Genomic DNA, 12999 nt, shown 5'->3' on the forward strand with positions numbered 1-12999 from the left:
ATGGCCAACACGCAAGCCTCGCTGAAGCTCTCGCGCCGCACGGTGCTGAAGAGCACGACCGGCCTGGTCGTCGCCGCCTACCTGGCACCCTTCGCCGGCAGCGCACTGGCGGCCACCAAGGCGCGCGCGGCGCAAGCCGTCTTCGCGCCCAACGCCTTCATCCGCGTCGGCGCCGACAACACGGTCACCGTGCTGGTCAAGCACATCGAGTTCGGCCAGGGGCCCTTCACCGGCCTCGCCACGATCGTGGCCGAGGAGATGGATGCCGACTGGGCCCAGATGCGCGCCGAGCACGCGCCGGCCGACGCCAAGCTCTACAACAACCTGGCCTTCGGCCCGGTGCAGGGCACGGGCGGCTCGACGGCGATCGCCAACTCCTACGACCAGCTGCGCCAGGCCGGCGCCACCGCACGCGCGCTGCTGGTGCAGGCGGCGGCCGAGCGCTGGCGCGTGCCGGCCAAGGAGATCACGGTCGAGCGCGGCGTGCTGCGGCACGCGGCTTCGGGCAAGCAGGGCCGCTTCGGCGAATTCGCGCTCGCGGCATCGCGACTGCCGGCCCCAGCGCCCGCCGAGCTGCGGCTGAAAGACCCGTCCGAGTTCCGCCTGATCGGTCGCGAAGGCGCGGTCCGCAAGCTCGACGTGCCGGCCAAGACCAACGGCACCGCGCAGTTCACCATCGACATCCACGAGCCGGGCATGCTCACCGTGGTGGTCGCGCATCCGCCACTCTTCGGCGCCAAGGTGGCGTCCTTCGACGCGATCGAGGCGCTGGCGGTCAAGGGCGTGGTGGAGGTGAAGCAGGTGCCGACCGGCGTGGCCGTCTACGCGGAGAGCACCTGGCCGGCCATCAAGGGGCGCGAGAAGCTGCGCATCACCTGGGACGAGTCGGCAGCCGAGAAGCGCGGCAGCGAACAGATCCTCGCCGAATACCGTGCCGCCGCGCGCTCGCCGGGTGCCGTCGCCGATGCGCACGGCAATGTCGACGCCAGCCTCGCCTCGGCCGAGCGGGTGATCGAAACCGAGTACGCCTTCCCCTACCTGGCCCATTCGCCGATGGAGCCGCTGGACGGCTTCCTGCGCTGGAACGACAAGGGCGCCACCGCGCGCTTCGGCTCGCAGATCCAGACCCTCGACCAGGCCGTCATCGCCGGCGTGCTGGGGCTCAAGCCCGAGCAGGTGGCCATCGAGACCATGCTGGCCGGCGGCAGCTTCGGCCGCCGCGGCGAGATGGGCTCGGACTTCGCGACCGAGCTGGCGCAGGTGGCCAAGGCCATCGGCCCCGCGCGCCCCGTCAAGCTGATGTGGACGCGCGACGACGACGTGCAAGGCGGGCGCTACCGTCCGATGTTCGTGCACCGCATGCGCGGCGGCTTGCGCGGCGGCAAGGTCGTGGCCTGGTCCGACACCATCGTGGGCCAGTCCTTCATCCAGGGCACGATGTTCGAATCGATGCTGTTCAAGAACGGCATCGACGCCACCATGGTCGAAGGCGCGAACGAGATCCCCTACAAGATCGAGAACTTCCGCTGCGACCTGCACATCCAGAAGGTCGGCGTGCCCACGCTGTCGTGGCGCTCGGTCGGCTCCACGCACACAGGCTACGCGGTCGAGTGCTTCGTCGACCAGTTGCTGCAGGCCGCGGGCCAAGACCCGGTCGAAGGCCGCATGGCGCTCTTCGGCGACGACCCGCGCTTCAAGGGCACGCTGCGCGCCGTGGCCGAGCTGGCCAAGTGGTCGGGGCCGGCCGCGGGCAGCGGGCGCGCGCGCGGCGTGTCGATCGTGAAGGCCTTCGGCACCTACGTCGCGCACATCGCCGAGGTGTCGATGGGCGAGAACGGCGAGCCGCGCGTGCACAAGGTGTGGTGCGCGGTGGACTGCGGCCGCGTGGTCAACCCCGACATCGTGCGCGCTCAGATGGAAGGCGGCATCGGCTTCGGCCTGGGCCACATCCTCTACGGCGAGATCCGGCTCGAAGGCGGACGCCGCGTGCAGCGCAACTTCGACACCTACCGGTCGCTGCGCATCCACGAGATGCCGGCGATCGAAGTGAAGATCGTCGACTCGACCGAGAAGCCCACCGGCGTCGGCGAACCGGGCGTGCCGCCGATCGGGCCCGCGGTGGCCAACGCGCTCGCGAGGCTCGCGGGCGGCGAAAGGCCGCGGCAGTTGCCGATGGTCAGGGAGGCCGCGTGATGAAACGCATCGTTCTGGCCGCCCTCCTCGCGCTGAGCGCGGTCGTGGCCGCACAGCAGCCAGCCGCCAACAGCACGCTCAAGCCGGTGTCCGAGTTCGACAAGATCGCCGACAGGCAGGAGCGCGCTGTCGCCCTCTTCACCGAGGCCGGCAAGGTGATCAACAGCCCGCGCTGCCTCAACTGCCATCCCGCGGGCGACCGGCCCACGCAGAGCAATGCGCTGAATCCGCACCAGCCCTGGGTGGTGCGCGGCGCCGACGGCTTCGGCGCCGCCGCGATGCGCTGCGCCACCTGCCACCAGGCCGCCAACTACGACAACGCGCGCACGCCGGGCCATCCCAAGTGGCACCTGGCGCCGGCGTCCATGGCCTGGCAGGGCCGCACGCTGGGCCAGATCTGCGAGCAGATCAAGGACAAGTCGCGCAACCACAACATGGACATGGCCAAGCTGGTGCACCACATGGCCGAGGACACGCTGGTCGGATGGGCCTGGAAACCGGGCGCGGGGCGCACGCCGGCGCCGGGCACGCAGAAGGAATTCGGCGCACTGATCAAGGCCTGGGCCGAGGCCGGGGCTTTCTGTCCGCGTTCCTGAGCGCCACCTTCAACGCAGCCTCGCCGACACGCTGCTGCCGCCGCGCCGGAAGAAGGCGGCCCAGTCGCTCTTCGCGCGCGCGGCGTCGATGTCGATCGGGTATTCGGCCTGCGTCACCAGCCGCAGCGCGTCTTCGCTCGGCAGCGCCTTCGAGGTGTAGAGAAAGCGCAGCTGGCACTCCCCCATCGTGATCGCGTCGCCGTTCTTCAGCGCGTGCTCGAAGATGCGGTGCCGGTTGACGAAGGTGCCGTTGAAGCTCGCCATGTCGGTCAGCACGAAGCGGTCGCCGGTCCAGTGGATCGTGGCATGGCGCCGGCTGACGCCGATGCTGTCGATCTGCACCTCGCAAAGCTGGTCGCGGCCGATGGTCGTGATCGGCCCGGTGATGTTGAACTGCCTGACGCTGCCATGTCGGGCGAGAACGATGAGTCTGGACATTTTCTTTCTGCTCGCTGTTTGAATTGCACCTGCATGACATGTCGGCGTCCGGGCGCAACTTCTGAAGTCGCAAGCACTACAAGTGCGGTAATTTTTTGCACTTCCGTCTACTAACGCGACTGAGGTTCGACCCATGCCTCATAGCGCTTCGCGTGCTGCGGTGGTAAGGCTTTTTCTTCGACCTTCGCAGACCGCCGCACCTCGTTCATCCACGCCACCAGGATCTGCGTGTACTCCTGGCGCCAGGCCTTCTTCGAGAGCGCGTGGTCGGCGCCCATCTGCACCCGGTGGGTCATCGAGCGCACGTGCTTGAAGGCGGCGAGGTAGTTCTCGATGACCGGGTGCGGCACGATGGTGTCGTGCTCCGATTCGACGATCAGCACGTCGCCGATGAAGTCTTCGCAGGCCGCCAGCGCGCGATTCTTTTCGGGCTCGATCGCGGTCTGGCGGTAGAGCGTGAGGTCGTCGCCGTTGAGGCGCCGCTTCGGGTGCTCCCAGTTCTCGTCGCGGTAGATGGCGGGCACGCGCATCGCCAGCCAGCGCACGGGGCGCAGCGAGCTCAGCACCGCGGCCAGGTAGCCGCCGTAGCTCGCGCCGACGACGGCGACCGCGCTCGGGTCCACGGCCGGATGGCCCACCAGCACGTCGTAGGCGGCCAGCACGTCGCGCAGGTTGTCCTCGCGCGTGACGGCCTCGCGCTGAGCCAGGTGCCGCGCATGGCCGCGCAGGTCGAAGGTCAGGCAGATGCAGCCCAGCGCCGCGAGCTCGTGGGCGCGCGTGATGTCCTGCTGCTGGCTGCCGTCCCAGCCGTGCACCAGCAGCACGCCCGGCACCACGGTCGATGGTGCGATGAGCGTTCCGGCGATATGCACGCCGTCGACCGGGATGTCGATGAGGGCATGGCGGGTGGGCATCAGGGCTCGGCCACGGTGTACTTCGTGAGCGGGCCGGCGGTCGCGTCCACGCCGCTGAAATACACGGTGGCGTTCGGCGGCGGCACCACGTTCTCGCCGTAGACCTCGAAGCAGGACGCATTGACCACGGCGCGCTCGGGCTGCTCTTCGAAGATCTCGAGCGCGGCGATCTCGGCGCCGCTCGCGCCGCCGACGCGCCATGACTGCTCGAGCACGCCCGAGCACCACCGGCCGGCGCTATTGGCTCCCTGCGCCACGTCGTAGTTGATGCGCGATGCGAAGAAGCCCGGGAACGTGGCCTCGACGGCGCGATGGAAGATGCGCGCCTGCTCGACGGCCAGCCGGATCTCGGCCGGGAAGCTCAACGCCAGCAGCGCGTCGAAATCGCCGTGCGCCACCGTGAGGTCCGAGCCGCCGTAGACCTGGTTGCCGTGGTTGTCGGTCGTGAGCCGCTGCCAGCCGTAGTAGCTGGCGATCATCCGGCCCACGTGCACCTGGCCGACGCTGAAGGTGACGGGCTGCTGGAGGTTCTCCTCCAGCACCAGGCCGTGGGTCGCGATCTCCGCCGTGTCCATGCCGTCGAGGCAGCGCGCCAGTTCGCGCTTGTCGCGCGCGACCTGCTGGCCGCGGCCGCCGGTCGCACGCACCGGCTTGACGCGCACCGCGCCGTGCTCGAGCAGGCGCAGGCCGGCGAGATCGGCATCCTCGCGGCTGAAGACCGAGAAGCCCTCGAGCACCGCGCTGGCCGCCCGATCGGCGAAATCGGGCTTCCAGCCCTCGGGCGCGGCGGCGCCGGCATCGATCAGCGGATGGGCGATCACCTTGGTCAGAACGAAGGGATGCGACACCACGCCGCCGAACAGGCCGTGGTGGCTGGCGATGCCCAGAGCGCCGATCAGCTCGTCGCCGACGAGCGTGTCGCTCGGAACGAAATAGACCGGCGCGGCATAGCTTCGGGACTTGTCGTATTCGCCCTGGAAGTTGGACTTCTTGAGCTGCGCCAGCCGCCATGCGATCTGGCTGCGGGTCACGCGCTCGTGCTCGCTGCAGTAGGCGTGATGGTCCGCCGTCAGCGCGACCACGGTGCCCTGCAGCCCCGGCTCGGCGAGCACGGCCTGGTCGCCCGGGAGCATCTCGGAATTTCCGGTCAGCGTGCTGATGAGCGCGTCCATGGCTGGCAATGTGGGCGATTGCGCTGCGGAGATCAACCATTGCCACGATGCTCGCGACGTTTTCCTACACGCGGGGCCGGCACCGGGCCGGTGCAAGCGCAAATCGCCTGGGGCTACATGGGCTCATGTCCATGCAGAAGCAAGGAGCCACGATGTCGAATTCGCAGAACGATCGCAAGGGCCACACCGAGCACAACAAGGGCGGCCACCAGCCCGTGACGCAGAGGAACGAGCCGAAGCGCACGCCCGAAAGCCGGCACGACCGCGAGAGCCAGGTCGGCGGCAGCAACCAGACACAGACTCGCAAGGGCGCGGCCCCTACTGGACATTGAGCGCTACAGAATCTCCTTCAGCGCCGCCCGCAACCGGCTGATCGCCTGGCTGTGGAGCTGGCATACGCGCGACTGGCTCACTTCGAGGATGGCGCCGATCTCGCGCAGGTTGAGCTCTTCCTCGTAGTAGAGATTGAGCAGCAGCTGGTCGCGCTCGGGCAGCGTGCCGATGGCCTCCACCAGTTGGTGGCGAAAACCGCTTTCGAGCAGTTGCTCCAGCGGGTCGTCGCTGCCGCCGCGCTCGCTGCGCGCGCCGCGCGCGTTCTGGTCGAGAAAGGGGCTGTCGGATTCGCCCTGCGTGAAGTCCTCGACGTACAGCAGCTGGCAGCCCTGGATTTCCTGCAGCTGGGCCTGGTAGGCATCCAGGCTCATCTTCAGTTCCTTGGCGATCTCGCCTTCGGAAGGGGCGCGGCCCAGCCGGTGCTCGAGCGCCTGGATGGCCGCCTCCAACTTGCGCGCCGACTGGCGCAGCCCGCGCGAGCCCCAGTCGTTGGCGCGCAGCTCGTCGAGCATGGCGCCGCGGATGCGCTGGCTGGCAAAGGTCTCGAACTGCGCGCCGCGGTTGTCCTCGTAGCGGCTGGACGCGTCCAAGAGGCCGATCATGCCGGCCTGGATCAGGTCGTCGAGCTCCACGCTGGCAGGCAGCTTGGCGATCATCTGGAGCGCCATGCGGCGCACCATCGGCTGATGCTGCTTCAGAAGATGGGACTTCTCGATGGTTCCCTGTGCGGTGTACACGGCCGTTCTTTTCCTTCTCCAAGTTGCCGCGGCCTCAGGAGGCGGCGGCGGTATTCGAGCCCTGCGTCTCGCGCGCGGGCGGCACGGCGAGGCTGGCGCCCGGGCGCCAGGGCCACTGCCCCATGTCGGCAGCGATGCGCCGGAAATCCACCGCCGCCGGGCTGGCCGGAAAGGCCTCGACCACCGTGCGGGAAAGGCGCCTGGCATCGCGCAGGTGCGGATCGGCGCGCACCCATCCGGCCGGCTGCAGCGACACGGCCAGGTAGCGGCTGCCGGTGTGGACCAGGTTGGCCATGATCTGCTGCGCCGCCTCGGGATCGGCGACGCCGTTGATCAGCAAGCGCAGTTGTCGGAGCGCATGCGCGTAGTGCAGCCGCTTGATGCCCGAGTAAGCGGAGGTGATAGATGTCGCATGGGGCTGCAGCACCAGCACCAGTTCGTCAGCCATCTGCGCCAGCTCCGACAGCCGGCCCTCGCCGTCGAACACGGCGTCGATCAGGATCACGTCGCCCTGCCACAGCCGGCGCGGGTCCGCGCTCTGCTCCGGCACGCCGGGCAGCGCCGGCAGCACCCTGACGCCGCAGCTGGCACGCGCAGCGGCGCCCTCGCAGGTCAGCCGCCGCAAGGCCACGTCGGCCAGCGTGCCGAGCGGATCGAGCGACCAGAGGGCGCAGGTGGAATCCACCGCCATCCCGTGCTCGTCGAGCAGCAGCACGTCCTTGCCCTGCAGCACCAGGGCCGCGCCCAGATTCATCGCCGCCGTGGTGGCGCCCAGCTCGCGCTCCATGCCGGCCACGGCGACGACACGCGTCGGCGTGTGCGCCAGCAGGCGCCGCAGGCCATCGGCTTGATCGGCAACCATCTTGTTGCTCACGTGCCCAGGGCCTCCAGCAGCAGGAAGAGCTTGCCCACGCCGACGTAGAGCGCGTTGCCCGAGGGCGCGCGGTCGAGCCGTGCCGGCCGGCCGGTCAGCTGATTCAGCAGTGCGCGCGTGCGCTCGGCCCAATCGCCGCGCGCATGCAGCAGGCGCCAGACGGTGGTGGTCACCTGGCCCGCGACGAGCAGCCGTTTCATCATGTGCGGATCGCCGAGCTCGCCCATGCCGCCGACCAGCTGCAGGCCCTGGCGGATCAGCCGGAAGCAGGGCTCGGCTTCCGCGGCCCAGGCTTGCCACTGCGCGAGCTGGCGCACCGTGACCTCGCTGCCGACATTCGACAACGCATAGCCCTGCGCGAGGATCTTGCGCGTCTTCGCATCCGTCACGCGGGTCGCGACGCAGCGCAGCGGCGGCAGCTCGGCGTCTCCGCGCAGCAGCACCTCGGCATGCGCCTCGGACTGCAGCGCCGCCTTGCCCTTGAAGCGCACGGACCGCGCTTCGCCGAACGTCAGCGCAAGGCGCGCGAGGCTCGAGGCCTTGCCCGAGATCGGGTCGGCAATGGCCGTTGCGCCCGGCGCCCGCGCCAGCCAGAGCTGGCCCTGCGCCATGAATTCGCTGCCGGGCAGCCGGGGCAGCACGTGCACCACCGCCTTGCCGAAATCCTGCTGGCGCAGCCACTGGGCCTGGCGCATGCCGGGCTTGCGGGCGACATCGCCAGCGCTACGGGTCGTGGCGGTCGAGAGCCACTGGTTCGGCGCCGCCAGCGGCAGGCCGCTCCGGTCGGACAGGAGCAGGCTGCTCCGGCACTCGTAGGCATCGCCGCCCTCGTTCGACTTGAGGCCGACCTGGCCGCTGAGCGCGAGCACGTGCGTGTCGCAGCCGGCGGCGATCTCGCTCTTCGCGTGCGCCATCAGCGACTGCAGCACCGCCTTGTGGAGCACGTTTTCGTCGGCGGCCTGGCGCCAGAGCTCGCGCGCATGCTCGAAGCCCAGCTCGGCGCCGGTGAGCGCCGCCGCGGCGGCCGCCACTTCCTGTGCATCGTGGGCCATGGCCTGGATCAGCCGCTGGTACTGCATGCGCAGCCGGTCGGTCTCGGCCTGCGCCTGCTCGACTTCCGCCGAGGCGTCCGCGCCGGCAGGCTTGTCCTGCAGATCGCTTTCGCCGGGCACGAAGAGCGCGCTCGGGCTCCTGGCCTGGAATACGCTGTCCACCAGCTGGGCGCGCTCGGCCGGAATCAGGTTCTCCGGCACCTTCTGGCCGCTGGAGATGTAGTGCACCGGCAGGCGATGGCGGATCACGGTGTCGATCAGCGCGCCCGGATGGGTGGCCTCGTCGACCTTGGTGAAGATGCATCCGGCCAGCGCGCTGCCGCTGCTGGCGTCGCCGTGGCGGTACGCATGCACCACCTCGTTGAGCGTGTCGCCATGGCTGGCGGCGTTGAGCAGCAGCAGCCGCTTCACCGGCCGTTGGCTGCTGCACAGCATCGCGATCTGGTCGGACACGGCGCGGTCGCGCTGGCTCATGCCGACCGTGTCGATCAGCACCATGTGCTTGTCGCGCAGGTCCTCCAGCACCAGGTGCAGGTCGGCCGCGTCCTTCACCGCATACACCGGCACGTTGAGGATCTGGCCGTAGATGCGCAGCTGCTCGTAGGCGCCGATCCGGTAGCTGTCGGTGGTCACCAGCGCCAGCTTGTCGGCGCCGTAGCGCATCACGCAGCGCGCCGCGAGCTTGGCGGTGGTGGTGGTCTTGCCGACGCCGGTCGGTCCCATCAGGGCATAGACGCCGCCTTGCGACAGGAGCGCATCCTCGTTCTCGAGAATCGGCAGCGTGCGCATCAGCTCGGAGCGCACGAAGGCCATGCCCTGCGCGTAGCTCTGGTTCGCAGGCAGATGCTCCAGCATCGCCTTCGACAGCCGCGCGCTGAAGCCAGCGCCGAGCAGGGTGCGCAAGAGGCGCCCGCGCATCGGGTCGCGGCGCTGCTTGTCGTTCCAGACCACGCTAGCGAGCTGCTCTTCGATCATGCCGCGCATCGAATGCAGTTCGCTCAGCACGCTGTCGGTAGGAGCGGCCGGCGCGGGCGCCGGCTGGGGCGCGGGCACCGGCACGGGCGCCGCGATCGGGGCCGCGGGCTGCTCGCGCATCGCGGGCATTCCAGGCGCGGCGGGTGCAGCGGGTGCCGCCGGTACGACCGGCGCGAGCGCTGCAACCGGCGCCTCGGGCGCGGCCTGCTCCAGCACCTGCTCGACTTCGTCCGGCGCCATCGCGACGATCTCGACGCCGTCGGCCAGCTGGCGGTTGGTCAGCACCATGGCTTCTGCGCCGAGGGCTTCGCGCGCCAGGCGCAGCGCCTCGCGGCTGGTGGTGGCAATGAACTTGCGCGCGGTCGTCCGCACGTCCGTGATGATGTTCAAACTCTTCCTCCGATGGTGGCGGTGATCTTGATGCGGCGGGAATCAGGGATCTCGGCGTGCGAGAGCACCTTGAGCTGCGGCAGGCTGCGCCGCAGGAAGCGAGAGAGCAGCACGCGCAGCGCGTGCTGCACGACCAGCACCGGCGCCAGGCCCATCTGCTCCTGGCGCACGATGGCGGCCTGGGCCTGCGTCAGCAGGCTGTCGGCCAGGCCCGGCTCGATGCCGCTGTTGCTGGCGAGGGCCTGCTGCAGCACGCCGTCGAGCGTGCCGTCGAGGCCGATCACCTGCATCTCGGCATCGCCCGGGAACAGCTGCTGCACGATCGCGCGGCCCAGCGCCAGGCGCGTGAGCGTGGTGAGCTCGGTGGGGTCCTTGACGGTCGGCGCATGCTCGGCCATCACGTCGAGGATGGTGCGCATGTCGCGGATCGGCACCTCTTCCTCCAGCAGGTTCTGCAGCACCTTGTGCAGCGTGCTCAGCGTCAGCACCTTGGGCACCAGGTCCTCGGTCAGCTTCGGCGCGGTCTTGCCGACCTGGTCGAGCAGCTGCTGCACTTCCTGGCGGCCCAGCAGCTCGGCGGCATTGGTCTGGATCAGGTGGTTCAGATGCGTGGCCATCACCGTGCAGGCATCGACCACCGTGTAGCCGAAGACCTGCGCCTGCTGACGCTGGCCGGCGTCGATCCAGACCGCCGGCAGGCCGAATGCCGGGTCCTGTGTCGGCGTGCCGGGCAGCGTGCCCGTCACCTGCCCCGGGTTGATCGCCATCCACTGGTTGGGGAAGGCTTCGCCGCGGCCGATCTCGACGCCCTTGAGGCTGATGATGTAGGTGTTGGGCTGGATCTCGAGGTTGTCGCGGATGTGCACCACCGGAACCAGGAAGCCGAGCTCCTGCGCGATCTTCTTGCGGATGCTCTTGATGCGGCCCAGCAGTTCGCCGTTCTGCGACTGGTCCACCAGCGGGATCAGGCGGTAGCCCACTTCCATGCCGAGCGGATCGACCAGCGCCACGTCGTCCCAGGTGGCTTCGGCGGATTCGGCCGCCGGCATCGCCGTCGCCTGCGCCGCCGCGGCGGCTTGTTCGGCGGCCTTCTGCGGCGCGCGCAGCAGCAGGCGCCGGCCCAGCCAGACCAGGCCGCCCGCGATCAACAGGAAGGCCACGTTCGGCATGCCGGGGATCATCCCCATCAGGCCGATGATGGCCGCCGTCAGGAACAGCACCTGCGGGTTGGAGAACAGCTGCCCGGTGAGCTGACGCCCAACGTCCTCGTCGGTGGTCACGCGCGAGACGATCACGCCGGCCGCGGTCGAGATCACCAGCGCCGGGATCTGCGCCACCAGGCCATCGCCGATGGCCAGCAGCGTGTAGGTCTTGCCGGCGGTGGAAAAGTCCAGCCCGTGCTGCACCATGCCGACCACCAGGCCGCCGATGATGTTGATCACCATGATGAGCAGGCCGGCCACCGCGTCGCCGCGCACGAACTTGCTGGCGCCGTCCATCGAGCCGTAGAAGTCGGCTTCCTGCGCCACCTCGGTGCGGCGCTTGCGCGCCACGTCCTCGCCGATCAGCCCGGCGTTGAGGTCGGCGTCGATCGCCATCTGCTTGCCGGGCATGGCGTCGAGCATGAAGCGCGCGCCGACCTCGGCGATGCGGCCCGCGCCCTTGGTGATGACCATGAAGTTGATCAGCACCAGGATGATGAAGACCATCACGCCGACCGCGAAGTTGCCGCCGACCAGGAAGTGGCCGAAGGCCTCGATCACCTTGCCGGCCGCATCGGTCCCGGTGTGGCCGTGCATCAGCACCACGCGCGTCGAGGCCACGTTGAGCGACAGCCGCAGCAGCGTGGAGAACAAGAGCACCGCCGGGAAGGCCGCGAAGTCCAGCGCCTTCATGGTGTACATGCTCACCAGCAGCACCATCACCGACATCGCGATGTTGAAGGTGAACAGCAGGTCCAGCAGGAAGGGCGGCAGCGGCAGCACCATCATGCTCAGGATCATGATGATGAGGATCGGGCCGGCCAGTCCCTTGAACTGGCTGCCCGAGAAGAGCTGCGCCGGCTGGCGCATCAGGCTGGCGAGGGCGTTCATGCGGCTTTCACGTTGTATTCGAGGGCCTCGGGAACCGGCAGGTCGGCCGGCGTGCGCGGCGCTTCGCCGCCTTCGCTCCTCCAGCGCTTGAGCTGGTAGACCCAGGCCAGCACCTCGGCCACGGCGGTGTAGAGGCCGGTGGGAATCTCGTCCCCCAGCCTGGTGTGCTTGTAGAGCGCGCGCGTGAGCGGCGGCGCCTCGAGGATCGCGACCTTGTTCTCGCGCGCGATCTCGCGGATGCGCTCGGCCACGGCGTCGACGCCCTTGGCCACCACGCGCGGCGCGCGCATGTCGTTGTCGACGTACTTCAGCGCGACGGCGAAGTGCGTGGGGTTGGTGACCACGATGTCGGCCTTGGGCACCTCGGACATCATGCGGCGCCGCGCCATCTGCTGCTGCTGGCGGCGGATCTGCGCCTTGATGTGCGGATCGCCCTCGCTTTCCTTGTGCTCCTGGCGCAGGTCCTCGCGCGACATGCGCAGCTTGCGGTAGTAGCTCCAGAGCTGGAAGGGCACGTCGACCAGGGCGATGAGCAGCAGCGCGGCCGTGATCAGCGCGCAGTTGCGCGCCACCAGCCGGATCGTCTGCGGCAGCGCGGCGCGTTCCGACTGCGCCATCAGCGCATTGACCTCGTCCATGTTGTCCATGATCACCAGCCAGGCCACGCCGCCGATCAGCAGCGACTTGCCCAGCGCCTTCAGCAGCTCGGCCAGCGACTGCGCGGAGAACAGGCGCTTGATGCCGGCGATCGGATCGAGCTTGTCGAACTTGGGGCCGATGGCCTTGGCCGAGAACAGCCAGCCGCCCAGCATCAGCGGCGCCGCCAGCGCGGCGAGCACGACCATGCCGGCGAGCGGCGCCAGCGCGATCAGCGACTGCATCGCCATCAGCCCGGCCTGGGCCAGCATGTAGGAGGGATCGAAGGCGGCCGCGCGATCGAAGTGCAGGCCGTGGCGCAGCCCGCCGCGCATGGTGTTGCCGACCGATTCCGCCGTGAGCCACAGGCCGGCGACGGCGGTTGCGAGCAGCACGAAAGTGACCAGCTCGCGCGAACGGGCCACGTTGCCTTCTTCGCGCGCCTTCTCCAGGCGCCGCGGCGAGGCCGGTTCCGTTTTCTCGAGATCGCTTTCTTCAGCCATTCATGCTCCGAAAGAGCATCGGCGAAAACCTCAGCTCATGGCTGAATTATTGGATTCGGTGCCTTGGAACAATCGTTCGATCAAGGCCCGGAT

Annotated in this window: 11 protein-coding genes; 3 read left to right on the top strand and 8 right to left on the bottom strand. The window is 69.2% G+C overall.

What is annotated here, in order from left to right; genetic code table 11:
- Positions 1-2193: a xanthine dehydrogenase family protein molybdopterin-binding subunit gene (locus tag AC3A6B_RS25290; RefSeq protein ID WP_487839394.1), complete on the top strand. Its 2193-nt coding sequence runs from the start codon at positions 1-3 to the stop codon at positions 2191-2193.
- On the top strand, positions 2193-2789 hold the full coding sequence (locus tag AC3A6B_RS25295) for an Isoquinoline 1-oxidoreductase subunit (protein WP_487839395.1): 597 nt from the start codon (positions 2193-2195) through the stop codon (positions 2787-2789). The genes AC3A6B_RS25290 and AC3A6B_RS25295 overlap by 1 nt, the downstream gene beginning before the upstream one ends.
- A gap of 9 nt (positions 2790-2798) precedes the next feature.
- Here AC3A6B_RS25295 and AC3A6B_RS25300 read toward each other — a convergent pair whose 3' ends face one another.
- From AC3A6B_RS25300 to AC3A6B_RS25310, 3 genes are all read right to left on the bottom strand, one after another.
- On the bottom strand, positions 2799-3227 hold the full coding sequence (locus AC3A6B_RS25300; protein ID WP_487839396.1) for an FHA domain-containing protein: 429 nt from the start codon (positions 3225-3227) through the stop codon (positions 2799-2801).
- A 110-nt stretch (positions 3228-3337) separates the two neighbouring features.
- On the bottom strand, positions 3338-4141 hold the full coding sequence (locus tag AC3A6B_RS25305; RefSeq protein WP_487839397.1) for an alpha/beta hydrolase family protein: 804 nt from the start codon (positions 4139-4141) through the stop codon (positions 3338-3340).
- The gene (locus tag AC3A6B_RS25310) at positions 4141-5313 is read right to left on the bottom strand and encodes a DUF3182 family protein (protein ID WP_487839398.1); all 1173 of its coding nucleotides are present in this window, start codon (positions 5311-5313) and stop codon (positions 4141-4143) included. Before AC3A6B_RS25310 ends, AC3A6B_RS25305 begins: the two co-directional genes overlap by 1 nt.
- Positions 5314-5465: 152 nt before the next feature.
- Here AC3A6B_RS25310 and AC3A6B_RS25315 point away from each other — a divergent pair, with 152 nt between their 5' ends.
- Positions 5466-5645, top strand: coding sequence for a hypothetical protein (locus AC3A6B_RS25315; protein WP_487839399.1), 180 nt, complete (start codon positions 5466-5468; stop codon positions 5643-5645).
- Between the two features lie 3 nt (positions 5646-5648).
- On the opposite strand, the gene AC3A6B_RS25320 is transcribed toward AC3A6B_RS25315, so the two are convergent.
- The 5 genes from AC3A6B_RS25320 to flhB are packed head-to-tail and all read right to left on the bottom strand — an operon-like array spanning position 5649 to position 12906.
- Positions 5649-6383, bottom strand: a complete 735-nt coding sequence (locus tag AC3A6B_RS25320; protein ID WP_487839400.1) for an RNA polymerase sigma factor FliA — start codon at positions 6381-6383, stop codon at positions 5649-5651.
- 34 nt (positions 6384-6417) lie between these two features.
- Positions 6418-7245 (bottom strand): MinD/ParA family ATP-binding protein, encoded by an 828-nt coding sequence (locus tag AC3A6B_RS25325; protein ID WP_487839401.1) that lies wholly within the window; start codon positions 7243-7245, stop codon positions 6418-6420.
- An 8-nt stretch (positions 7246-7253) separates the two neighbouring features.
- A complete protein-coding gene (flhF, locus tag AC3A6B_RS25330) occupies positions 7254-9674 on the bottom strand; it encodes a flagellar biosynthesis GTPase FlhF (RefSeq protein ID WP_487839402.1) in 2421 nt (806 codons plus the stop codon).
- Complete coding sequence (gene flhA / locus AC3A6B_RS25335; protein WP_487839403.1) at positions 9671-11767, bottom strand: flagellar biosynthesis protein FlhA; 2097 nt, start codon at positions 11765-11767, stop codon at positions 9671-9673. The genes flhF and flhA overlap by 4 nt, the downstream gene beginning before the upstream one ends.
- Entirely contained in the window at positions 11764-12906 is a 1143-nt protein-coding gene (gene flhB / locus AC3A6B_RS25340) for a flagellar biosynthesis protein FlhB (RefSeq protein ID WP_487839404.1), read from the bottom strand. The genes flhA and flhB overlap by 4 nt, the downstream gene beginning before the upstream one ends.
- Positions 12907-12999: the final 93 nt, after the last annotated feature.

This window comes from Variovorax sp. Soil_C_33 (genome assembly GCF_057656935.1).